The sequence below is a fragment of the Halosimplex aquaticum genome, from assembly GCF_028747785.1.
Classification (GTDB): domain Archaea; phylum Halobacteriota; class Halobacteria; order Halobacteriales; family Haloarculaceae; genus Halosimplex; species Halosimplex aquaticum.
Map to the genome: position 1 here is coordinate 468,157 of NZ_CP118158.1, position 21,511 is coordinate 489,667.

26 protein-coding genes are annotated in these 21,511 nt (G+C 70.6%); 18 read left to right on the forward strand and 8 right to left on the reverse strand.

Translation table 11 applies throughout. The features are described 5' to 3' along the window. The first annotated feature begins 39 nt into the window (after window positions 1-39). The 3 genes from PSC72_RS02275 (at window position 40) to PSC72_RS02285 (ending at window position 2,710) form a co-directional block, all read left to right on the forward strand. Entirely contained in the window at window positions 40-663 is a 624-nt protein-coding gene (locus PSC72_RS02275; protein WP_274324277.1) for an NfeD family protein, read from the forward strand. 118 nt (window positions 664-781) lie between these two features. Next, window positions 782-2,002, forward strand: coding sequence for an SPFH domain-containing protein (locus tag PSC72_RS02280; protein ID WP_274324278.1), 1,221 nt, complete (start codon window positions 782-784; stop codon window positions 2,000-2,002). Between the two features lie 105 nt (window positions 2,003-2,107). Next, window positions 2,108-2,710 carry a winged helix-turn-helix transcriptional regulator gene (locus tag PSC72_RS02285; RefSeq protein WP_274324279.1) on the forward strand — a complete coding sequence of 201 codons (603 nt, stop codon included), beginning with the start codon at window positions 2,108-2,110 and terminating at the stop codon, window positions 2,708-2,710. Between the two features lie 110 nt (window positions 2,711-2,820). Here the strand turns inward: PSC72_RS02285 and PSC72_RS02290 are convergent, their stop codons facing one another. From PSC72_RS02290 to PSC72_RS02305, 4 genes are all read right to left on the reverse strand, one after another. Continuing rightward, window positions 2,821-3,072, reverse strand: a complete 252-nt coding sequence (locus PSC72_RS02290; RefSeq protein ID WP_274324280.1) for a DUF7123 family protein — start codon at window positions 3,070-3,072, stop codon at window positions 2,821-2,823. Window positions 3,073-3,315: 243 nt separating this feature from the next. Then, window positions 3,316-3,711, reverse strand: a complete 396-nt coding sequence (locus tag PSC72_RS02295; RefSeq protein WP_274324281.1) for a TRAM domain-containing protein — start codon at window positions 3,709-3,711, stop codon at window positions 3,316-3,318. Between the two features lie 287 nt (window positions 3,712-3,998). After that, the gene (locus PSC72_RS02300; protein ID WP_274324282.1) at window positions 3,999-4,712 is read right to left on the reverse strand and encodes a YkgJ family cysteine cluster protein; all 714 of its coding nucleotides are present in this window, start codon (window positions 4,710-4,712) and stop codon (window positions 3,999-4,001) included. Between the two features lie 63 nt (window positions 4,713-4,775). Then, window positions 4,776-5,576: an MBL fold metallo-hydrolase gene (locus tag PSC72_RS02305; protein WP_274324283.1), complete on the reverse strand. Its 801-nt coding sequence runs from the start codon at window positions 5,574-5,576 to the stop codon at window positions 4,776-4,778. Window positions 5,577-5,700: 124 nt separating this feature from the next. On the opposite strand from PSC72_RS02305, the gene truD reads away from it, so the two are divergent. The 3 genes from truD to PSC72_RS02320 all read left to right on the forward strand — a co-directional run bounded on the left by truD (window position 5,701) and on the right by PSC72_RS02320 (window position 9,079). Next, window positions 5,701-7,125 carry a tRNA pseudouridine(13) synthase TruD gene (gene truD, locus PSC72_RS02310; RefSeq protein ID WP_274324284.1) on the forward strand — a complete coding sequence of 475 codons (1,425 nt, stop codon included), beginning with the start codon at window positions 5,701-5,703 and terminating at the stop codon, window positions 7,123-7,125. A 62-nt stretch (window positions 7,126-7,187) separates the two neighbouring features. Continuing rightward, window positions 7,188-7,913, forward strand: coding sequence for a DUF2103 domain-containing protein (locus PSC72_RS02315; protein ID WP_274324285.1), 726 nt, complete (start codon window positions 7,188-7,190; stop codon window positions 7,911-7,913). Between the two features lie 83 nt (window positions 7,914-7,996). Further along, on the forward strand, window positions 7,997-9,079 hold the full coding sequence (locus PSC72_RS02320; protein WP_274324286.1) for a hypothetical protein: 1,083 nt from the start codon (window positions 7,997-7,999) through the stop codon (window positions 9,077-9,079). Between the two features lie 99 nt (window positions 9,080-9,178). Here the strand turns inward: PSC72_RS02320 and PSC72_RS02325 are convergent, their stop codons facing one another. After that, entirely contained in the window at window positions 9,179-10,129 is a 951-nt protein-coding gene (locus PSC72_RS02325) for a hypothetical protein (RefSeq protein WP_274324287.1), read from the reverse strand. Between the two features lie 147 nt (window positions 10,130-10,276). Here PSC72_RS02325 and PSC72_RS02330 point away from each other — a divergent pair, with 147 nt between their 5' ends. From PSC72_RS02330 to PSC72_RS02370, 9 genes are all read left to right on the forward strand, one after another. Then, window positions 10,277-11,533, forward strand: coding sequence for a WD40/YVTN/BNR-like repeat-containing protein (locus PSC72_RS02330; RefSeq protein WP_274324288.1), 1,257 nt, complete (start codon window positions 10,277-10,279; stop codon window positions 11,531-11,533). Between the two features lie 111 nt (window positions 11,534-11,644). Continuing rightward, window positions 11,645-11,923, forward strand: a complete 279-nt coding sequence (locus PSC72_RS02335) for a 50S ribosomal protein L37ae (RefSeq protein ID WP_274324289.1) — start codon at window positions 11,645-11,647, stop codon at window positions 11,921-11,923. Continuing rightward, on the forward strand, window positions 11,920-12,054 hold the full coding sequence (locus PSC72_RS02340) for a DNA-directed RNA polymerase subunit P (RefSeq protein WP_015408900.1): 135 nt from the start codon (window positions 11,920-11,922) through the stop codon (window positions 12,052-12,054). Before PSC72_RS02335 ends, PSC72_RS02340 begins: the two co-directional genes overlap by 4 nt. 9 nt (window positions 12,055-12,063) lie before the next feature. After that, window positions 12,064-12,321: a KEOPS complex subunit Pcc1 gene (locus PSC72_RS02345; protein ID WP_274324290.1), complete on the forward strand. Its 258-nt coding sequence runs from the start codon at window positions 12,064-12,066 to the stop codon at window positions 12,319-12,321. A gap of 120 nt (window positions 12,322-12,441) precedes the next feature. Beyond that, on the forward strand, window positions 12,442-12,720 hold the full coding sequence (locus tag PSC72_RS02350; RefSeq protein WP_274324291.1) for a hypothetical protein: 279 nt from the start codon (window positions 12,442-12,444) through the stop codon (window positions 12,718-12,720). Next, window positions 12,717-15,149, forward strand: coding sequence for a bacterio-opsin activator domain-containing protein (locus PSC72_RS02355; protein WP_274324292.1), 2,433 nt, complete (start codon window positions 12,717-12,719; stop codon window positions 15,147-15,149). Before PSC72_RS02350 ends, PSC72_RS02355 begins: the two co-directional genes overlap by 4 nt. A gap of 147 nt (window positions 15,150-15,296) precedes the next feature. Beyond that, on the forward strand, window positions 15,297-15,701 hold the full coding sequence (locus PSC72_RS02360) for a DUF7344 domain-containing protein (RefSeq protein ID WP_274324293.1): 405 nt from the start codon (window positions 15,297-15,299) through the stop codon (window positions 15,699-15,701). A gap of 128 nt (window positions 15,702-15,829) precedes the next feature. Continuing rightward, window positions 15,830-16,216: a prefoldin subunit beta gene (locus tag PSC72_RS02365; RefSeq protein WP_274324294.1), complete on the forward strand. Its 387-nt coding sequence runs from the start codon at window positions 15,830-15,832 to the stop codon at window positions 16,214-16,216. Further along, complete coding sequence (locus PSC72_RS02370; RefSeq protein WP_274324295.1) at window positions 16,217-16,510, forward strand: DUF3194 domain-containing protein; 294 nt, start codon at window positions 16,217-16,219, stop codon at window positions 16,508-16,510. A 154-nt stretch (window positions 16,511-16,664) separates the two neighbouring features. Here PSC72_RS02370 and PSC72_RS02375 read toward each other — a convergent pair whose 3' ends face one another. Together PSC72_RS02375 and PSC72_RS02380 are read right to left on the reverse strand one after the other, a co-directional pair. After that, a complete protein-coding gene (locus PSC72_RS02375) occupies window positions 16,665-16,925 on the reverse strand; it encodes a hypothetical protein (RefSeq protein WP_274324296.1) in 261 nt (86 codons plus the stop codon). Between the two features lie 105 nt (window positions 16,926-17,030). Continuing rightward, window positions 17,031-18,125: a phosphotransferase family protein gene (locus PSC72_RS02380; RefSeq protein WP_274324297.1), complete on the reverse strand. Its 1,095-nt coding sequence runs from the start codon at window positions 18,123-18,125 to the stop codon at window positions 17,031-17,033. A gap of 149 nt (window positions 18,126-18,274) precedes the next feature. On the opposite strand from PSC72_RS02380, the gene PSC72_RS02385 reads away from it, so the two are divergent. Both PSC72_RS02385 and PSC72_RS02390 read left to right on the forward strand, forming a co-directional pair. Beyond that, the gene (locus PSC72_RS02385; RefSeq protein ID WP_274324298.1) at window positions 18,275-19,720 is read left to right on the forward strand and encodes a hypothetical protein; all 1,446 of its coding nucleotides are present in this window, start codon (window positions 18,275-18,277) and stop codon (window positions 19,718-19,720) included. Window positions 19,721-19,740: 20 nt separating this feature from the next. Then, window positions 19,741-20,037 carry a DUF7410 domain-containing protein gene (locus tag PSC72_RS02390; RefSeq protein WP_274324299.1) on the forward strand — a complete coding sequence of 99 codons (297 nt, stop codon included), beginning with the start codon at window positions 19,741-19,743 and terminating at the stop codon, window positions 20,035-20,037. A gap of 186 nt (window positions 20,038-20,223) precedes the next feature. Here PSC72_RS02390 and PSC72_RS02395 read toward each other — a convergent pair whose 3' ends face one another. After that, a complete protein-coding gene (locus PSC72_RS02395; protein WP_274324300.1) occupies window positions 20,224-20,679 on the reverse strand; it encodes a hypothetical protein in 456 nt (151 codons plus the stop codon). 289 nt (window positions 20,680-20,968) lie between these two features. On the opposite strand from PSC72_RS02395, the gene PSC72_RS02400 reads away from it, so the two are divergent. After that, complete coding sequence (locus PSC72_RS02400; protein ID WP_274324301.1) at window positions 20,969-21,508, forward strand: bifunctional nuclease family protein; 540 nt, start codon at window positions 20,969-20,971, stop codon at window positions 21,506-21,508. Window positions 21,509-21,511 lie beyond the last annotated feature (3 nt).

Below are 21,511 nucleotides of genomic sequence, written 5' to 3' on the forward strand. Positions count from 1 at the left end.
GAGCAGAAGTGTTTTCGGGCAGGCGACCGAATCTCCGGTATGATCGAGTGGATCGGGCAGACTTCGGTCCTGTCGTGGATCGGGTCGAACCTCCCGCTGTTCCTCCTGCTCGCGGGCGCGGCGCTGACCATCGCGGAGGCGTTCGCCCCCGGCGCGCACTTCATGGTCCTCGGAGTCGCCCTGCTGGTCGCCGGCCTGGTCGGCCTGTTGCTTCCGCCGAGTCTGGGCGTCCTCGCGCCGATCATCCTCGCTGGGCTGGTCATCGCGGCGGGCGCGGGCACCTTCTACGTCTACCGGCAGTTCGACTTCTACGGGGGCAAGGGCGAGGAGCAGACCAGCGACTCGGACTCGCTGCGCGGCGCGATGGGCCGGGTCACCGAGCGGATCACCGCCACCGAGGGAGAAGTCAAACTCGACGAAGGCGGGTTCAACCCCTACTACCGCGCCAAGAGCGTCGACGGCGAGATCGAGGAGGGCACCGAGGTGATGGTCGTCGACCCCGGCGGCGGCAACGTCGTCACCGTCGAACCGCTCTCGGGTGGCGTCGACGAGATCGACCGGGCGCTCGCTCGCGAGCGCGAACGCAACGGCGAACCCGAGGGGCCCGGCGGCGCCGACCGCGACGAGGACCCCGACCGGGAGTTCGAGACCGACCCCGCCTGAGCGGGCGAGCGGCAGCCGCGCTCGCGCCGGACCGGGCCTGTACCGACCGCACGCCGCGTCGCTTCATCTGTGGTCGCTCACCCAACACTTTTCTTCGGGTGGGGCTAATTTCGATCGTATGATCCCCGCAACAGTGTTGCAAGGGCTCGGTGGGGCGCTCCCGATCGTGGCAGTCATCCTGCTGCTGCTCGCAGTCGTGATGGTCTACCAGATGGTGGAGATCGTCAACGCGTACGAGAAGCGCGCGCTGACGGTCTTCGGGGAGTACCGCAAGCTCCTCGAACCGGGCATCAACTTCGTGCCGCCGTTCGTCTCGAAGACGTACGCCTTCGACATGCGGACGCAGACGCTCGACGTGCCCCGGCAGGAAGCGATCACCCGTGACAACTCGCCGGTGACTGCCGACGCCGTGGTCTACATCAAGGTGATGGACGCCAAGAAGGCGTTCCTCGAAGTGGACAACTACAAGAAGGCCGTCTCGAACCTCGCCCAGACGACGCTGCGCGCGGTGCTGGGCGACATGGAACTGGACGACACGCTCAACAAGCGCCAGGAGATCAACGCGAAGATCCGCAAGGAACTCGACGAGCCGACCGACGAGTGGGGCATCCGCGTCGAGAGCGTCGAGGTCCGCGAGGTCAACCCCTCGAAGGACGTCCAGCAGGCGATGGAGCAGCAGACCTCCGCGGAGCGCAAACGCCGCGCGATGATCCTCGAAGCGCAGGGCGAACGCCGTTCGGCCATCGAGCAGGCCCAGGGTGAGAAGCAGTCCGACATCGTCCGCGCCCAGGGGAAAAAGCAGTCGCAGATCCTCGAAGCGCAGGGCGACGCCATCTCGACGGTGCTGCGGGCGAAGTCCGCCGAGTCGATGGGCGAACGCGCCATCATCGACAAGGGGATGGAGACCCTCGAAAATATCGGTCAGGGCGAGTCCTCCACGTTCATCCTTCCCCAGGAGATGTCCTCGCTGCTCGGTCGCTACGGCAAGCACCTCACCGGCAGCGACGTGAGCGACATGGCGAAGGCCAACGGCCAGGGCGAACTCGACAGCCTGAACTTCGACGCCGAGACGCGCGAACTCATCGGCCTCGACAACATCGAGGAGATACTCGGCCAGATCGACGAGGAGGCACAGGTCGACGTCGACGCGATGGAGGAGGAAGCACAGGCGATCAAGGAGGGCAAGGACGCGACGAACATCCGCGATCCCGACGAGGTCATCGAGGAGATGGACTCCGAGATGGACCCCTCGGGGAGCCCGGTCGGCGGCCCCGGCGGCGACGGCTCCGGCGGCGCCAGCACCGACGGCGAACGCGAACCCGAAACCGAGACGGAGTAGCCGCATTCGGTGCGGACTCGGGCGCGCTGTATCGTTTCGGATTTTTCCGACCGGTCGTGTGAGTGAGCGAAGGCGTTTTACCACCCCACCGCCAAAAGGCTCTTAATGAGTCGCGAGGGGGACGTCGACGAGAGCAAGCGGGCGACGCTCAGGCGCTTCGCGGCACTGGGTGCGACCAGCCCGCTCGTCGGTCTCGCCAAGGAGAGCGAGAGCGACGCCCCCGACGCCCTCCTCGGGTACGTCGCCGCGACCCCGGGCGCGCACTTCTCGAAGATCCGCGACGACCTGCAACTCGGGACGGGCGAGACCCAGCACCACCTCCGCCGGCTGGAGCGCGAGGGCGCGGTGGAGAGCCGCGAGGACGGCGAGTACCGCCGATACTTCCCCGCGGATCGGTTCTCCGGGTTCGAGCAGGTGGCCCTGGGCTACCTCCGGCGGGACACGCCGCGGGGCATGGTCGTCGCGCTCCTCCGCGACCCCGACGCATCCGGCACCGCACTCGCCGACGAACTCGGCGTCTCCGCGCCGACCGTCAGCAAGTACGCGAGCCAGCTGGAAGACGCCGGACTGCTCTCCAGGGAGGACGGCTACGACCTCGAACGGCCCGAGACGCTCCTCCTCTTGCTCGTCCAGCACGCCGACTCCTTCGGTCCCGAGGCCGCCGCGCTGGCGGCCGACGCCGACGACATCGTCTCCTACGACCCCTGACCGGGACGCCGCTCCCGACGGGCGACTGTCAGTGTACGCCACCGGCGAAGTCGCCGGGCAGCGGTCGCTGGCGAGCGTGAGAAAAAGCGCGAAAACCGCGTGCCCCCCGATCAGGCGGTGACTTTCCAGGTCGTCGACGAGGAGTAGCCCCACTTCTCCACGTCGAGGGCCGCGTCGCTGTTCTTGATGGCCGTCATGTTCGATCCGACTTCCTTGGCCGACAGATCGAGTTCGTCGCCGATGAGCCTCGACTTGAAGTACGTCTGGGTGTCCGCGTTCTCGCGGAGGTACTGGAGGATCCGCTGCTGCTTCTCGGTCAGGGTGTGTTGGTCGCCAGTCGCGCTCGCAGTGGTCGCGCTCATACTACCACCGAGGTACTGTCCCCCTAAAGCGGGTTTGGTACGATCGGTAAAACCCGCTGCCGTCTTGCGGTTTTCCGAGTCGCCCGACTCGATAACGAGGCCCTACGCCCGGTTCGCGGTCCCCGGTTGGTGCCGTTGGTTAACCGGCCGTACCAGCCGCCGGGACGACCGCGGTCCGGCCGGCGCCTCCGCGCGCAGTCGCGACTGGGCGACTGGGTGTTCCGAGAGACGGGTCGGAGAGAACTACAGGTCCTCTTCGATGATCTCGCCCACGGCGAAGTTGGACTTGACCTCGGTCACTTCCACCTTGACGCGCTCGCCCACGTCGGCGCCGGGGACGATGATGACGTACCCGCGCTCGACGCGCGCGATGCCGTCGCCCTGTTTGCCGATGTCCTCGATCTCGACGTAGCGGATCTCCCCGGCCTCGACCGGCGGCTGGGGCTCCGACGGGACGTTGTCTTCGTCCGTCTCCGTCGCCGCCTCCACGTCCGAAGAGATGAGCGCCACGCGATAGGTCTCCCCCGGTTCGATAGAGCCCGTCTCGATCTCCCGCCGCGGCACCTCTACGACGTATCGGTCGCCGTCGTCCGATACGTCCGCACTGAACAGACACAGCAGTTTATCTGAGATTTCCACTATGTAGACCTCCGCTCGGGACATAGTAGGCCTCTTTTATAAATTTCAGCGACCACCTTTTTCCTGACCGGGTTTCCTCGCTCGCTTCGCTCGCTGCGGGAACCCGGCCAGCAAAAACGTGGGCGAAAAAGGCCGCACCTCGCTTCGCTCGGTGCGGTGAAACGGCGCCGAAGGCGCCGTATGTATTGCTCAGCTACTGCACCGCCCCCGCTACTACACCGCCTCCGCCACCGCACCACCCCCGCTACTACACCGCCTCCGCTACTGACACCGCACCGCAACTACACCTACTCGATATTCGTCCCGTCGGGTCGCTTGGCGCCCTCGGAGTCGTGGACGACGACCTCGCCGGGCTCCCGTTCGATCGGTTCGTACCCGTCCCGGACCGCGATGGCTTCGTCTATCTCCCGGATCGCTCGTTCCTTGAGCGCCTCGGCCAGTTCCTCGGCCTCCGCGCGAGAGATGTCCCTGCCTAACCCCTCGCACTCGTGGGCGCGGACCATGCCCTCCTCGTCGACGGCCTCGCCCATCGGCTGGCTCGTCCCGCCGAGGGCGACGCTGAACGGGTACGTCCTGCATACCAGCGGGCGGTCCTCGTGGACGGTACAGGCGCCGACGCCGTCGTCCTCGGCGTAGAATCGGCAGTCGCCGCAGTCGTCGGTCTGGAGCGCCCACTCGAAGGTCTCGCCCTGCGGTCCGTCCTCGCCCTCGACCAGCCCGTACGGCATCGGCCTGGCGACGTCCCGCCAGTCGTAGTCGCCGGTCTCCTGGAGCTGTCGCACCTCGTCGGGGAAGACGGTCGCCGTGTGGTCGTGACCGTCGGCCGCCTCGTCGTCGCCGCCGGCGTCCTCGTCTCCCCCGTTCTCGCTCTCGCAGCCCTCGACCGCCTTGCAGCAGGCGCCACAGCGCGTGCACTCGAAGCCGATGGCCTCGATGGCGTCCGCCAGCTCCGCCACGTCGAGGTCGGTCGCCCGCTCGCGTTCGGCTTCGAGACTCTCCATACGCGAGCTATCGGACCGAGGGGGAAAAGCACGTCGCGAGCGAGCGGCGGTGCTGTCCGGTCGTCACTCCGCAGGTCGCGCCCGCTCGCCGTCCCAGTCGACTGCGCCTTCGACGGCGAGCTTTTCGAGGTGGGCGCGCACCGTCGCCTCGGCGAGGTCCCGGACTCCCGTCAGGTCTTTCTCGTAGGCGGCGTCGCAGATCCCGGAGACGGTCTCGGCACCGCGCTCGACCGCACTGCGGACGCGCCGTTCGCGGTCGAGTCGGTGCGCGATCAGCCGCGTCGCCGTCGCGCGGACGGCCGGCCCCTCGACCGCGGGGCCGTGGCCCGGTCGGAGCCGGTCCGGCGCCATCGAGTGAACCCGCCGGAGCGAACTCAGGTACGCGCGCATGTCGCCCTCCGGCGCGCCGACGACGACGCTCCCTTTCGCCACGGCGAGGTCGCCGCAGACGAGGTCGGTGTCGCCCCCGTCTTCGCCCGTCGCGAAGGCGACGTGTTCCGGCGCGTGGCCCGGCGCGTCGACGACCCGGACCGCGCCGTCGCCGGTCTCGATCGACGTTCCCTCGGCGAACGTCCGGTCGGGTTCGATTCCAGTGGCTCGCTGGAAGGCGTCCGCGCGTCCGGTGCGTGTCCACACCGCCGCGTCGTGGCGCTCGGCGTAGTGTGCGACTGCGCCGACGTGGTCCGGGTGGTGGTGCGTCACCGCGACGTGGCCGACGTCGCGGTCCGCGGCGAGCGCGTCGAGTTCGTCGGACTCGGCCGCCGGGTCGACGAGCAGGGCCGGATCGGCGCCCAGCACGTACGCGCCGGTCTCGCCGGTCGGCGCCCGCGTCGCCACCTCGACGCCCACTCGCGTGGCCTCCATGGGTACCCCCTTCGAGCGCCCGACACGTGTCGGTTTCGGGTCTCACGGACGGTCTACCGACCGGGCCGCCGCTCGCCGGCGGAGACAGGCAGATACAGGTGTCGCGACGACGGACGACGATCCGATGCGCGAGGCACACCCCGTCGAGCGGGCGGTCGGCATGGAGTACTACGTCAGCGACGCGCCCGGCGTCGGCGGCCACCTCCGGGAGGCGCCCGAGGATTTCCGCGTGCGCGAGGTCGAGGCGTTCGACCCCGAACCGCTGGACGCCGACCCCGGCGGCTACCCGCACCTGCTCGCCCGCGTCGTCCTGCGCGGCTGGGACACCAACGACTTCGCCTCCGAGCTGTCCGACCGCCTGGGCATCTCTCGCGAGCGGGTCTCCTGGGCGGGGACGAAGGACAAACACGCCGTCACCACGCAGCTGTTCTCCGTCGCGAAGGCCGACCCCGACGACCTGCGCGACGTGGAGATCCGCGACGCCGAGATCGACCTCCTCGGGCGGACCGGCCGACCCGTCCTCTTCGGCGACCTGGCGGGCAACGCCTTCGAGATCGTCGTGCGCGACCCCGACGAACCGGAACACGTCGACGCGACGACGGCGGACCTGCGGGCGTTCGCCACTGGCGACGAGGGGGCCGACGGAGCGGCGGACCCCGACGAGGGGCCGACAGTCGGCGTCCCCAACTACTTCGGCCAGCAGCGCTTCGGCAGCAAGCGCCCGGTCACCCACGAGGTCGGCCTGGAGATCGTCCGCGGGAACTGGAAGGGCGCGGTGCTGGCGTACGTCGGCAACCCGGCCGAACGCGAACCCGAGTCGACGCAAGAGGCTCGCGAATACGTGCAGCAGACCGAGGACTGGGAAGGCGCGCTCGACCGTCTGCCGCGGCGGCTCGGCTTCGAGCGGTCGATGTGCCACCGCCTCGTGGAGCGACAGGAGGCCGGCGACGGCGCGCTCGACGACGAGGACTACCGCGCCGCCCTCGAAGCCGTCCCGTCGAACCTCCAGCGGCTGTTCGTCAACGCCGCCCAGTCGTTCGCGTTCAACCGGATCCTCTCCGAGCGACTGGAGCGAGGCCTGTCCTTCCACGAACCGGTCACCGGCGACGTGGTCTGTTTCGCCGATTCCGACGCGCCCGAGGAGTTCGCCCTCCCAGACACCGATCGGACGCAACGAGTGACCGAGGACCGCCTGCGGACCGTCCGGCGCCACTGCGAGCGCGGCCGGGCGTTCGTCACCGCGCCGCTGATCGGAACCGAGACGGAACTGGCCGACGGCGAGCCCGGCGAGATCGAACGCGACGTGCTGGAGGAACTGGACCTCGCTCCCGAGGACTTCGACCTCCCCGAGGCGTTCGAGTCGACGGGGACCCGGCGGGCGATACTCCTGCGGACCGACCTGTCCGTCGAGCGCCGCGACGAGAGCGGGGACCCGGCGGACGGCGACGGCGACGCGGACGCCCTCGCCTTCGAGTTCGCGCTCCCGAAGGGGAGCTACGCGACGGTCGTCCTGCGGGAGTACCTCAAGAGCGACCCCGACGATCTGTGATCACACGGCACGGACTCGCCGTTCCGCGCCCCTTTTGCCGTTCGACCGGAAACCCATCGGACATGGAGTGTCGGCGGTGCGGGTCGTCGCTGGACCGACCGGGCGATTACTGCCTGGTCTGTCGCTCGGAGAACGCCGACGCGGTCGTCCTCGAACTCGACCGCGAGCGGGCCCGCGTCACCACGCTCGTCGACGAGGAGGTCGCCGGGGTCCGCGAGGTGACGACGACGCCCGAGGACGGCGACGAGACCGGCGTGATCGAACTGCGCAACTTCGCCGGCCTGATCGCCGACGAGGTCCGGCGCAAGCGCCCCGAAGAGGTGTACGCCACCGGCGACCGCGACGTGTTGCGAGCGGTGCGGCGCCAACTTCACCACGAGTTCTACCGCATCGGCGACGCCGACGACCCGATCGAGGCCGTCCTGTCGCGCCGCGGCGAGGCGCCCCTGGAAGTGGTCGAGACCGCGCCCCGCGAGAAGATCGGCGGGTCGCACTCGACGCTGGTGGGCGGCCGCGCGGGCCAGCGCGCCATCCAGACGGTCGCGGGCCACCCCCACGTCAAGAAGATCATCCCCGGCCCCATCGACGCCGGCGGGTCGGGGTCGCGCTCGGGCGTCCGCGCGAAGGCCACCCGCGCCGGCGAGAACGGCAACGTCCGCCTGCTCATCCGCGACGGCTCCTCCGTCCAGGAGAACCGAATCGTCACGACGGCCCGCGAGCGCGAACTCGGCGAGGTCGTCCGCGAGGATCTCAACCAGGCCCTGCGCGAGGCGGACCTCCAGGAGTGAGCGCGGCGACGGTCCCGCTGGATAGACAACGTAGTGAGACTATCTCGGCACTTCTTCCGTGACCCCGCGGTACCCGGGGTGCAATGTGGGAACTCGGTCCCGACGCTGACAAACCGGAGTGGCGAACAGTCGAGAGCCCGTTCCAGAAGACCATCTTCTCGGTGGTCAACACGTCGGAGGGCCCCTACGCCATCGGCGACGGCGGGACGCTCCTCGCCGACCGGGGCGGCGGCTGGGAGATCGTCCTCGACGACGGGCCGCGGACGCGCGACAACCAGCTCCGCGGGCTAGACGTGACCGACGACGGCAACCGGGTGTGGTTCGCCGGGTCGAGCGGAGCGCTCGGCTGCTACGACGTCACCACGCGGCGCAAGTACGACTACTCGGGCCCCAACCAGATGACGAGCACGTGGGAGGGCATCGCCGTCGCAGGCCCCGCCGGCGCCGAGAAGGTGCTCGTCGCCAACGGGTCCGGCGAGGTCCTCCCGTTCACGATCGACGGGTTCGACGAGGACTGGGGGCCGGTCAGCAAGCCGGCCTCGAAGGGGTCGAACGTCGCGGCGCTGGCCGCCGCGCCCGACGGCGTCGGCTACGCCGTCGACACGAGCGGCAACGCCTTCCGGACGACGGCCACCGACGGCTGGGAGGACATCGGCATCGTCAACGCGCAGGTCAAGTTCTACGACATCTTCGCCGGCCGACAGGGCCGGGTCTACGTCGCTGCCGGCGACGGCCGCATCTACCGCTACGACGACTCCTATCGCTCCTGGACGCCGATCGGCGTCGCCGAGAAGTCCCTCCGCGCGTTCGACGTCCACGGCGACCAGATGGTCGTGATCGGCCACGGCGGCGCCATCTACGAGCGGACCGGGTCCGACCGGTGGGAGCAACTCACCTCGCCGGTCGACGGGACGCTCTTCGACGTGGCGCTCGGCGATCCGGACATCATCGTCGGCAAGTCCGGGACCATCCTCCAGCGGCCCCGCGGCGAGCCACGCCACGCCGGCGAGAGCCCCGACGGCGACCAGTACGACGACCGCGGCGAGTACTTCGACCCGGACGGCAACGCGCCCGGTGAGTCCGGATCCGGCGGATCGACCGGCACCAGCGGCGGTTCGACTGGGAATACCTCGAGCGGTTCGGCCGGCGACACTTCCTCGCAGTAACGCGGCGGCTGGTCGGCCGCCGTTCGACCGTGGCGTCGACGAGCGGTCGCTCCGGCGAGCGTGCCGTTGCCGACCGCCACCGACCGGCCGATCGACCGACTACGTATCGGTCTGCCCGGACGCCTCGGCGCTCGAACCGGTGGATCCGTCCGCTGGCGCCCGTTCGAGCAGGAGGCCGTCGGCGCCGACGGCGACGGGGACCTCGCCGGCGACCACTCCGTTGATCGACTTCGACCCGTCCCAGCGCTCGCGCCGCCAGTCGTCGCCCTGCCGCGAGTAGAGCGCGCCACCGGCCCCGGCGGCGAGCACGGCACCATCGGCGGCCGCCAGGGTGCGGACGGTCACGTCGCCGAGCGAGTACGGCGTCCACGCCGACCCGCCGCGGTCGCCCTCGAAGACGCGGCCGTTCCCGCCACCGACGAGAACGCGGTCCGCGCCGGCACTGACCGCGTAGAGGCTGTTCTGGGCGCTTTCGACGCCGACCCGCTTCCACCCCTCCGTCTCGGTCGTCCGGTAGACGTTGGCGTTGCTGTCGACCGCGTAGCCGACGCCGGCGGGCGTGGCGTCGAGGGCGGAGACGGCCGTGTCGCCCGAGGGGTTCGAGGTCGGCCCCCAGTCGAGGCGACTCCCCGAGACCGCCGCGGGGAAGACGCGTCCGCTCCCGTCGGCGAGCAGCAGTTTCTCGGCGCCGCGCGGTCCGGCCACCGCCAGCGCGCCGAACGCGTCGGTCACGCCCTGCGGGTCCGAGCGATCCAGTCGCCTGCCCGCGGCGACCTCGTAACAGCCCAGCGCGCCGTTCGCGCCGGCGAACCAGATCCGCTGGCCGTCGTCGGTCGCGTCGACGGCCGAGAGCGTCTCGCCGCGCGCGCTCGGTCCGTTCTCGACGATGACGCCCCACGTCCCGTCGGCCGCGCGAGCGACGACCGACCCGCCCGCGGCGACCGCACAGGGACCGTTCGCAGTCACAGCGGCGTCGTGATACGTCCCGTCGACCGGCGATTCGACCGCCCGCCAGCGCGCGCCGCTACCGTCGGTGGAGAACTCCCACATGGGTTCGGTAGGCGCGAGTCGGGCATAAACGCCGGATTCCCTCCCGGGCGTCGGATCGTTTCCCGCACCGGATCCCGCCGGCGAAGGGTCGGCCACTGGGACGGTCTCGGCCGCTTTTCTCCCGGGGCGAGCGAGGCGGGGTGCAGCATGACACACGAGACCCCCTCCGAGCAGTCGTGGAAGTCAGTCGCGACGCCGTTCGCCGTCGACCTCTTCGCGGTGGCCCAGAGCGCCGAGGGACCGGTCGCCGCCGGCGGGAGCGGCACCGTCGTCGCCGAGCGGACCGATGGCTGGGAGACCGTCCTCGAAGACGGCCCCGGCGCGAAAAACAGGACGCTGCGGAGCGCGGACGTCACCGACGACGGGACCCGGGTGTGGTTCGCCGGCGCGTCGGGCGCGATCGGGATGTACGACCTCGACCGCCAGCGGACGTACGACTACTCCTACTCGAAGGACATCTCGGCCTCGTGGTCGGCCGTCGACGTCAGCGGCCCCGCCGGCGAGGAGTCGGTCCTGGTGGCCAACGGCTCGGGGACGATCCTCCCGTTCGACGTCGACGGGCTCTCCCCGCGATACGGCGGTCCCGTGACGCCGGGCTCCGGGGCGGAGATCACCGCGCTCGCCCACGCCGCCGACGGCGTCGGCTACGCCGTCGACACGACCGGGACTGTCTACGAGGCGGGCGCCGGCGGGTGGGAAGCCGTCGGCATCGAGCAGGCCGCGTCCACGCTGCGCGACGTCACCGTCGGTCCGGACGGCCGCCTCTACGTCGCCAGCGCCGACGGCGTCCTCTATCGCCGCGACGGCGCGACCTGGACGGCCGTCGAGGTGCCGGCGTCGGGGCTCCGCGCCGTCGACGTGCACGACGGACACGTCGCCGTGCTGGCCGTCGGCAACGTCGTCTACCGCCGTCCCCTCGACGGCAGGGACCGCTGGCGGAAGGAGTCGACGCCGACCGGGAACGACCTACTGAGCCTCGCGCTGGACGGCCCCGACGTGGCGGTCGGGAAGTCCGGCACCGTCGTCGAGCGCCCCGCCGCCTCGCCCCCGCCGGAGGAGTCCCCCGCGCCGACGGAACCGAGCGAGTCCCGGATCGACGTCTGCGAGCTGCTGGTCTCCGAACTCGTCGGTCGGCTGGAGCGCGAGGAGCTGACCGCGCTCCTCCGGCGGCGCGAGGCCTGCGACGGGAGCGTGGTCGAACAGCTGAACGCGGCGTCGGAGACCGAGTCCGGCCCGACCGAACTGCTCGCGGGCGCCGACGGGTCGAACCTCCTCGTCCTGCCCGTCGCGGGCGCGGACGCCCTGTCGGTCGTCGCGGCCCGCGGCGGCGACGCCTGCGCCTGCGAGTGCGACCGCTCGGAGCGACCGTGCGCCGCGCTCGAACGGCTGCTCGACGGCTGTTGAACTCGGTCGGCCGACCGCCGGGCGTCGGCTCCGGAAGGCGGGCGCCGCTCACCCGTCGGCCGGGGACGACTCGCAGGGTTTATACGGCCCACTGCCGGACGGTACGATACTATGGCTGAACAGCAGGGACGAACCGGGAGCGCAGGGCGGTTCGGCGCGCGGTACGGCCGCGTCGCCCGCCGCCGCGTCGCCGAGATCGAGGGCGAGATGAACGAGGAACACAAGTGTCCGGACTGCGGCGAGGACCGCGTCGAGCGCCAGGGCACCGGTATCTGGGAGTGCGGCTACTGCGGCCACACCTTCACCGGCGGCGCGTACAGCCCCACGACCCCCGGCGGCCGGACGGTCACCCGGTCCATCCGCGCGGCGCTCGCAGACGACGACGAATGAGCTACAAGTGTTCCCGCTGTAAGCGCGACGTCGAACTGGACGAGTACGGCGGCGTCCGCTGTCCGTACTGCGGCCACCGCGTGCTCCTGAAAGAGCGGAGCCGCGACATCAAAGAAGTCGACGTGCAGTAGCGACCGGCCGTGGACCACGAAGCCGTTTTCGAGTTCGACTACCCCGACCCCGAGAGCGCCCGCCGCGTCTATCGCAGCGTCGGCGTCGAGGTCGGCGACATCGACGGCGACCGCACGACCGCGAGTCTGGACCGCGACGGCGCGACGCTGACGGTAACCGTCGCCGCGAGCGACCTCGTCGCGCTCCGGGCCGGCTGTAACACCTGGCTGTCGCTCGTCTCCGTCGCCGAAACCTGCGCCGACGCGACGCCGCGCACCGACGGCTGACCGACTCGGACGCCGGATTCGGCCGTTCGGGGTCGGATCCAGGCCAACAAGTTATGGACCTCCGCACAGTATCGTACTCCCAGTAGCTATGGGTCCTGAAACCGTCACGGTGGGGAGAGCGTGAGCGAGCGGATCGAGTCGCGGGAGGGCGCCGCCGACCCGCTGGTCTCGGCGGTGCTCGCCGCCGTCGACGAGCCGGCCGCCGTCTGCGACACGACGGGGCGCGTGCTAGACTGGAACGGCGCCTTCGCCGAGCGCGTCGACGGCCTCGAGGAGCCCGGCGAGGCGTCGTTCGCCGACCTCGTCGACTGCGCGAGCGACCCGCTGGCGCGCGCGCGGTCGAGACCGGCGAGGAGACCATCGGCAGGGGACCCCTCGCGTCGACCGGGCGGGAGGTGACCGTCGCGGTCCGCCCGGTCGAACGCGACGGGAGCGTCAGCGCCGTCGTCGCGACGGTCTCGGAGCCGACCGACCCCTTCGAGGACGACCGCGCGCTCTACGAGGCCAGCGTCGACGCCGCCGCCGACAGCGTCTACGTCGTCGACCCGTCCTACAGGATCCGCGTCGCGAGCGAGGGGTTCACGCGCTTCACCGGGGTCCCGACCGACGCGGTCGAGGGCCGAGACGTGGCCTGCCTGCGGGAACTCGGTATCGTCGACGAGGAGGCCTTCCACGCGGGGATCCGCGCGCTCCGCGCGCTGTTCGCCGGCGAGTCCGACGACGAGTGCGTCACCGCCGACGTGGCGCTGGAGGACGGCCCGGGCGTCGTCGAGAACCGCATGCGACCGATCGAGCGCGACGGGGAGGTCGTCGGCGTCGTCAACGCCGTTCGCGACGTGACCGAGCGCGAGCGGCGCCGGGAGGCGCTGGCGACCAACCGCGAGCGCCTGGCGACGGTCCTCGACGACCTGCCGGTGTTGCTGATCGCCGTCGACGAAGACGGACGGATCGACCACTGCCAGGGGATGGACTTCGACGCGTTCGACTGCGAGCGCACCGACCTGCTCGACGAACCGATCGAGGGGTTCGAGTCCGTCTGTCCCGACGTCGTCGCGGGGTTCCGCCGAGCGCTCGACGGGGAGACCGCCTCCGCGACAGAGACGGTCAACGACCGGACGTACACGGTCTGTATCGAACCGGTATCGGGGGCCAGAAACGGAGCGGTTGGCGAGTCCGCGTCCGCGTCCGGGGTCGCCGAGTCAGCGGACGCGCAGGGCGGCGCGATCGCGGTCGCGATGGACGTCACCGACCGGACGCGGCGCGAAGCGGCGCTGCATACCCGGGAGCAGGAACTCCGGGCGGTCATCGACAGCAGCGCGGACCCGATCGCGATGCAGGACCTCGACGGGCGCTTCCAGGTCGTCAACGAGGCGATGCTCGCGGCGATGGAGACCGATCGGGAGCGCGTGATCGGGTCCCGACACGAGGACCTGTTTCCGGACGCGTTCGGCCAGCGCGTCGAGGCCCACCGCCGCGCCGTCCTGGAGACCGAGCGAGCGCGCGTCGTCGAGGAGACGCTCGCGGCTGGCGACGAGGAAGTGGTGATCCAGCTGACGCTCGCGCCGTATCACGGGCCGGACTGCGAGGTGCAGGGGACCGTCAGCATCGCGCGGGACATCACGGAACTCGAACGCCAGCGCGACGAGCTGGAGACGCTGACCGAGATCCAGGAACTCGTCCAGGAGAGCATGCGCGCGCTGACGGGCGCGACCACCAGCGAGGCGATCCAGGAGACCGTCTGCGACCGACTCGCCGAGTCGGAGTTCTACGAGTTCGCGTGGATCGGGCAGCGCCAACCCGGAGAGCGAGAGCTGCAACCGGTGTACTCGGCGGGCGACGGCGGCGACTACCTCGACTCGGTCACCGTGAACGTCGACGCGGGCGAGCGGGGGAACGGGCCGGCGAGCAAGGCCTACCGCACGGGCGAGATCCAGGTCGTCCACGACGTTCGGTCCGACCCGGACTTCGAGCCCTGGCGCGAGGCCGCCATCGAGAACGGCTTCGAGTCGGTCGCCGCCGTCCCGCTGACCCACGGGTCGACGACCCACGGGCTGCTGGGCGTGTACGCCGACCGGCCGAACGCCTTCAGCCAGCGGGAGGTCGCCGGCTTCGAGACGCTCGGCGAGGTCGTCGGCTTCGCGCTCTCGGCCGCCCAGTACCGCCGGCTCGTCGAGGCAGACAGCGTCCTCGAACTCGAGTTCGAAGTGCGCGGCGAGACGCCGTTCCTGGAGGCCAGCACCGAACACGACTGCCGCTTCGAGATCGAACACGCCGTCCGGACCGGCGACGACCGGGTCGTCAACTACCTGACTGTCGAGGGCGCCGACCCCGCCGTCGGCGATTCGGCCGCCCAGTCGCTCTCCAACCTCGAACGGCTCCGGCGCCTCGACGGCGAGGACGGCCCCCACTACGAGATGACGCTGACCGACTCCGTCTTCCAGTACCTCGCCGACGTGGGCGCCCGCGGCGAGCGCGGTATCGTCGAAGACGGCGTCGGCCACATGCACGTGGAGGCGCCGGCCGACGCCGACGTCCGGAAGATCACCGACGCGATGAGCGCGCGGTTCCCCAACGTGGACCTGGTCGCCAAGCGCGAGAAGCGCCGGACGGAGGCCCCCTGGTGGCACAGCCACGGGGACATCGGCGCCCGGCTGACCGACCGCCAGCGGGCCGTCCTCAAGACCGCCTACTACAACGGCTACTACGAGTGGCCCCGCGAGGCCGACTCCGAGGACCTCGCCGACTCGCTCGACATCGCCTCGACGACGCTCCTCCAGCACCTCCGCAAGGGCCACCGCCGGATCCTCGAAGCGATGTTCGAGTCCTGAACCGGTTCTCACGCTCGCGGACCGAGCGAGCGGGCCGCGTCGAGAGGGACATGATCGCGGCCGAACAGGTGAACGCGGTAACATGACCCCTAGGCTTCTAGGGCCGATATTCTTGGTGGAGAGCAGGCAACGGTAGGGTACACGGGTATGAGTGAACGGACAGGGTCGAAGGACGGAGACCGTGGTGGTACACCGGCCTACGACGACGAGACAGAGGGGGATCGGCCGTACATCGATACGGTGTTCGACGCGCTCGCGGACTGGCGGCGACGGGAAGTCTGCCAGTTCTTCCGCGAGACGGACGTGAGCACCGCGACGGTGGACGAACTGGCGATGCTGCTCGCGGCGTGTGAGCCGGCGGGGCTCGGGGAGACCGACGGCCGCACCCACGAGGAGTTCGCGACCGAGCTGACCGAGACGCACCTGCCGCGCCTCGACGCCGCGGGCGTCGTCGACTACGACGACCGCTCCGACACGGTCCGCTACTGGGGTCAGCCCACCGTCGAGAAGTGGCTGGAACACGTGACGGAAGTCGACGGCCGCTGCGCCTAGCGGCCGATAGCTCGCGGTCGCGGGCGCCCGGCCGTCGGGATCCGCCGCGCCGGGTCCCGATCGGTGGGTCGGTCGGCGCCGCGACCGGAAAGCGGGGGTTTTTCACCACGGGTCACGCACGGAGAGATATGCAGGGTAATCTGCCGCCTGAAGCACAGGAGAAACTCGAGGAACTGCAGGACCTACAGGAGAAGGCCCAGCAGGTCGCCGCGCAGAAACAGCAGGCCGAGACCCAGCTCCAGGAGGCCGAGACGGCCCTCAACGAGCTCGAGGACATCGACGAGGACACCGGCATGTACCGCCGCGTCGGCGAACTGCTCGTCCAGACCGACTACGCCGACGCCCAGGACGACCTCGAAGAGAAGGTCGACAGCCTGGAGGTCCGCGTCGACACGCTGGAGAAGCAGGAAGAGCGCGTCCAGGAGCAGTTCGAGGAGCTCCAGACCGAACTGCAGAACATGCTGCAGGGCGGCGGCGCGGGCGGCATGGGCGGTCCGGGCGCCGGCGGCGCGTAAATGCCGGCAGACGACTCGGCGGGGACTGACGCGGACGCCGACGCGGGTTCGAACGGCGACCCGTCGGACGAGACCGTCGTCCAGACCGCGGCCGAAGCCGCCGAGAACGTCGTCTTCTCCCGACTCGACCGCTCGTCGGTCGAGGACGTCGACATCACCGTCTCCTTCGAGGACGGTATCCTCGAAGTGGACATCTACCTCAACGCGCCCGACGCGTCGGGCGATCCCGACCGCGTCGCCGACGACGCCGCCCTCGCCGCGCGCGGCGCCGTCGACGACCTCTTCGGGGCGTAACCGACCGATATCTCGGTCGGCGTCGCTCGTCTCCGAGTGCCGACTGCGGCAATCGCCGCGTCGACGTCTCGTTCACCTTCGACACGAAAATTCGGGCAGCGGTCGCGCCGTCGCTCCTCGTCGCGATAGACGGTAGTCACGGCCAGCGGGCGGGTCAGTCGTGGTCGACCTCGGTGACTGCGGGCTCGTCGACCCGATCCTCGCCGATCGTCCGGTGGCCGATGAAGCCCGAGCGGAAGCCGATCCAGGCGAGCGCGCTCATGAAGAGGATGGGCGGGAGGATCATGAAGCCCCACAGCGGGTCCAGCCCCCACCCGAGCAGGAGTACCAGGTCGAACAGTCCGAGCGAGAGGAAGGGTAACACTGCCAGTGCCGCCCACTTTCGGCTGTAGCCGCCCTCGTCAGTGTCGGCCATACCTCGCCTTGGGCACCCTCGGCAAAAAGCGACGCGCTCCCGGGCACGGCGACTCCCGGGGACCGCGACCCCCGAGGACCGCGACCGACAGACCGAGAGACGGTACTATAGCGGGAACTCCTCGTCGGCGATGCTCCGGGCGATCAGCGCCATGTGGTCGATGTGGGACTCCCGGTTGTACTCCTCGCCGGCTTCGACCCGGTGGCGGTGGATGTCCTCCCAGACCGTCGCGAGCATGAACGCCGCGAACGCGCGGTAGAAGCGGTCGTGCTCGTAGGCGATCCCCGTCGCCGCCTCGTACCGGTCGACGAGTTCGCGCCTGCTCGGGCTCCCGGGCCTGTTCGTGAACGGAGCCAGCCCGCGTTCGTTGGTCTCCCGCAGTTCCTCGATGGCGTCGCCGTCCCCGTACCGCGCCGCCAGGTCGTCGAGCGACGGCATCGGGTCGCCGTCGTCGCGCCACCGGAGGAGGACGTATCCCAGTTCCGTCAGCGGGTCGCCGAGGAACGCCGTCTCCCAGTCGAGGACGCCGGCGATCGCCGGTCGCTCGGCGCCCGCGAAGAGGACGTTGCCCGGCCTGAAGTCCCCGTGGACCACGGCCGTCTCCGAATCGGACGGGACGTTCGAGCGAAGCCAGTCCGCGACCTCCCAGAGCACGGGAGATTCGCGGCCGGTCACGCTCGTCGCCTCCTCCAGCTGGGCGACGACGTCGTCGAGCTGTTCGCCGAGCGGGCGTCGCTCGCAGACGTCGGCGAACTCGCCCGAGTCGAGCGAGTGCAGGTCCGCGAGCGCGTCGATCAACAGCCTCGCCACGTCGCCGCGCGCCCGCGGATTCCGGAAGCGTTCGGGCAGGTCCGAGCCCAGCGGGACCGGTTCACCGTCGAGGTGTTCCATCACCAGGAACGGGTCGCCGATCACCGACTCGTCCTCGCAGCAGAGCACCGGTTCCGGGACGGGGACCGGACTCCCCCGTAGCCGCTCCATCACGGCGTACTCCCGGGTCACGTCGTTGAACGAGTCGGCCTGGCGCATCTCGTTCGGCCGCCGCAGGACGTACGCCGGGTCCGCCGCCTCGGTCGATATCGCGACCGAGAGGTTCAGTCCGTCGTGGATTTCCTCGGTATCGGTGACGGTTTCGCCGAGCGCCTCCGAGAGATACGAGGTGAGCGCCCCCGCCTCGAAGTCCGGCGTAGAATCGGCCATGGCCCGTCGTACCCGACCGATCGGCATAAAATCACGCCGTACCGTGGGAGACAGTCTGTGACGCCGTCCGGCGTCGCCCGCGGGGTCGACCTGCCGATCCGTCGGAGACGGCTAGCAGTTATCCCACTGGCGTCGAAAGGGTGGCAAACATGGGCACGGATCCGCGGAACGCGGGCCGGCGGGACGTTCGACGTATCGCGGGGGCCGCCGCCGCGTTCGCCGTCGCCGTCGCCGCGCTGACCGGGCGGGTCGCCGCGCACTCGGGATCACTGGGCGGGTCGGTGGCCTCGGCGACGGTCCCGACGTGGCTCGTGATCCTCACCGGTGGCATCGTCGTGGGCGGGTCCTTCCTGTTCACGTCGCTTTTGACAGACCACGACGCGATGCGCGGGGTGAACTGGTGGCGCCTCGCCGTCCCGACGCCCGCGCGACTCCGGCGACTCGCGGTCTCCGTCCTCCGCGTCGCGTCCGTCGGCGTCCTGCTCCTCGTCCTCGCGACCGGGTTCGTCGGCCCGCGGACGCCGACGCGGAACTTCGCGCTGCTTCTCGTCTGGGTCGGCTGGTGGGCCGGCTACACGACGACGACGTACCTCGTCGGGAACACCTGGCCGGCGGTCAACCCCTGGACGCTCCCCGTCGCGGCGGCTCGGCGGCTGCGCGACCGGCTGTTCGGCGACTCGGACGAGCGTGCGCTCCCCCGACACTGGGGCGTCTGGCCGGCGGTCGCGGGCCTGCTCGCGCTCGTCTTTCTAGAAGTCGTCAGCCCGGTCGGACGGGACCCGCGCCTGCTCGCGACGGTCGTCCTCGGGTACTCGCTGGTGACCGTCGCCGGCGCCGTCCGCTACGGCGACGCGTGGTTCGAGCGCGTCGACCCCGTGAGCCGCGTCTTCGCCGCCTACGGGCGTGTAGCACCGCTCCAGCGCGGCGAGAACGCGGACGGAGACGGGCGCGTCACGGTTCGACTCCCCGGCACTGCACTCACCGAGGACCCCGTCTCCGACCGGCCGGGCGAGGTCGCCTTCGTCGTCGCGCTGCTGTGGGTGACCACCTACGACGGCCTCGTCGCGACCCCGACGTGGGCGGCGGCCGTCGACCCGCTCGTCGGTCTCGGCGTTCCCGCGCTGGCGGTCTACGCGGTCGTCCTCCTGGCGGGCTTCGGGGCGTTCCTGGGCGTGTATCGGCTGGCCGCGCGGAAAGTCCGGGACACCGCGGACACCTACGTCACCGCGCGGGCCATCGAGCGGTGGTTCGCGCCCGCGTTGCTCCCCATCGCCGCCGGCTACCACCTCGCGCACTTCCTCGGGTACTTCCTCGGGTTGGCGCCCGCGCTCGGGACCGTCGCGCTCAGCCCGTTCGCACCGCCGACGACGCTGGCGCTCGTCCTCCCCGGCTGGTTCGGGACGGTGAAACTCCTCTGCGTGCTCGGCGGGCACGTGCTCGCCATCTGGGTCGCCCACTCGCTGGCGTTCGAGCTCTTCCCGGGCGTGCTTGCGGCCATCCGGAGCCAGTACCCCTCCGTGATGGTGATGATCTTTTACACGATGAGCAGCCTATGGGTGATCACGCAGCCGTACGCGCCGCCGCCGTACGTGTGACGTCGAACCCGTCCACCACAATGACCGACTACGCACCTACCTTCCGCCCGGCCCGAGACACCGCCGTTCCCGACGGCGAGACGCCCGCGGCGACCTGCCCGCACTGCGAGTGCCCGTTCCGGTCGGAACACGCCCGCGACCTGCACGTCGGCGAGCGCCACGAGCCGAGCGACGGCGAGCGCGAGCGCTACGAGGCGGCGCTCGAACGCGAGCGCGACGACCTCTGGCTCTTCCACGCCAAGGCCGTCGTCGCGCTCGGCGTCATCTACGCCGCGACGGTCGTCCTCTACATGGCCGTCCTCGGCACGTTCTTCTGACGGGGTGCCGTCGCGTGGTATGCTCCCGACGGACAGCCGGAGGGCCGGTCAGGGGGACCGGCCGCGAAAAGGAAGTGGGGTGGGGAACGTGACGCGCCGCGCGGGTGGAAGCCCGAACGCGTCAGGTGGATAGCGTGGGGCCGATCGATAGGGGAACGGGAGCGTCGACAGCGGTTCTGTCAGCCGTTACGGCGCGGCGGTGGCCGTCGCGTCGGCCGCGTCGGGCGCGGTCTCGTTCGCGTCCGCGTCGTCGGGCGTCAGCGCGCTGATCTTCTCGCCGAGCGACTGCGCGCCGTCGACGGCGCCGCCGACGTGGTTCCCGATGGCCTCGTGGACGTCGCTCACGAAGTCGGGGACCTGCGCGGGCAGGTCGACGGGCGGCCCCTGGCTGCCGTTCGCGGCGTCGGCCGCGTCGGCGCCGGGCACGTCGGCGGGCGGCCCGCGTCGAGCGTCCGAGTCGTTCGCGGCCTCGTCAGTCTCCGAGTCGGTCGCGTCCGACTCGTCGTGCCCGTCTCGCGCGTGGTCGTCGGCCGTTGCGTTTCCGTCCTGTGCGTGGTCGGGCGCGTTGCCCGGCATCGCCATCGCGGCGCCGGTCGCGAGCAGGAGAACGCTCGCGAACACTGCGACGAGTTTCAGTTTCATGGTGTGTGCCTCCACTCGCTCGGTGGCCGGCAGACCCCTTGAAGGGGGTAAGCGCTGGCGCCCAGTTGGCCCGGTTTCAGTCGATTTAGCCGGATTAAATCGACCGTTAAGCCGGCTTCAACCGGTTTTCGCGGCCGATCGCGGTCGAACCCCCTCGGGCCGGGGAACGGACGCTCCGCGCGCGGATCGGCGGCCGGATTCGGCGCGGCGCAGTCGAGTCGCCGGCCGCGGCGGCACCGCGACGCGGCCCCGCACGGTCTTTTTCACGCTCGCGCACTAACCACGTGGTATGGCAACGCACGAGGCCACAGTGGAGGGGGTCGGCGTCGGCGTCGGCGACGACGGCCCGGGGCACCCGGTCGTTCTCCTCCGGGTGCGCGAGGAACTGATCCCCATCTTCGTCAGCGCCGACCAGGCCCAGTCGATGCAACACGCCCTCGACGGGACGCCCTTCGAGCGGCCGCTCACCCACGACCTGTTCGTCGACATGGTCGCGGAGTTCGGAGCGGCCATCGACCGCGTCCGCATCGACGACCTCGCCGACGGCACCTTCTACGCGAAGATCGACACCGAGCAGTACGCCGACGACGAGCGCAAAGAGATGGTCTTCGACGCCCGACCGAGCGACGGCATCGCCCTCGCCCTCCGCGTCGACTGCCCGATCATCGTCTCCGACGAGGTCGTCGACCAGGCCGGTCGCGACCCCGACGAACTCGGCTTCGTGGACGAGGAAGAGGCGCGCCGCCAGCGCGACCTCGGCGACGAGGACGAGGGATTCGACTTCGGCGACGACGAGGACGACTCGCCCTTCGGCGACGACCCGTTCTGATCT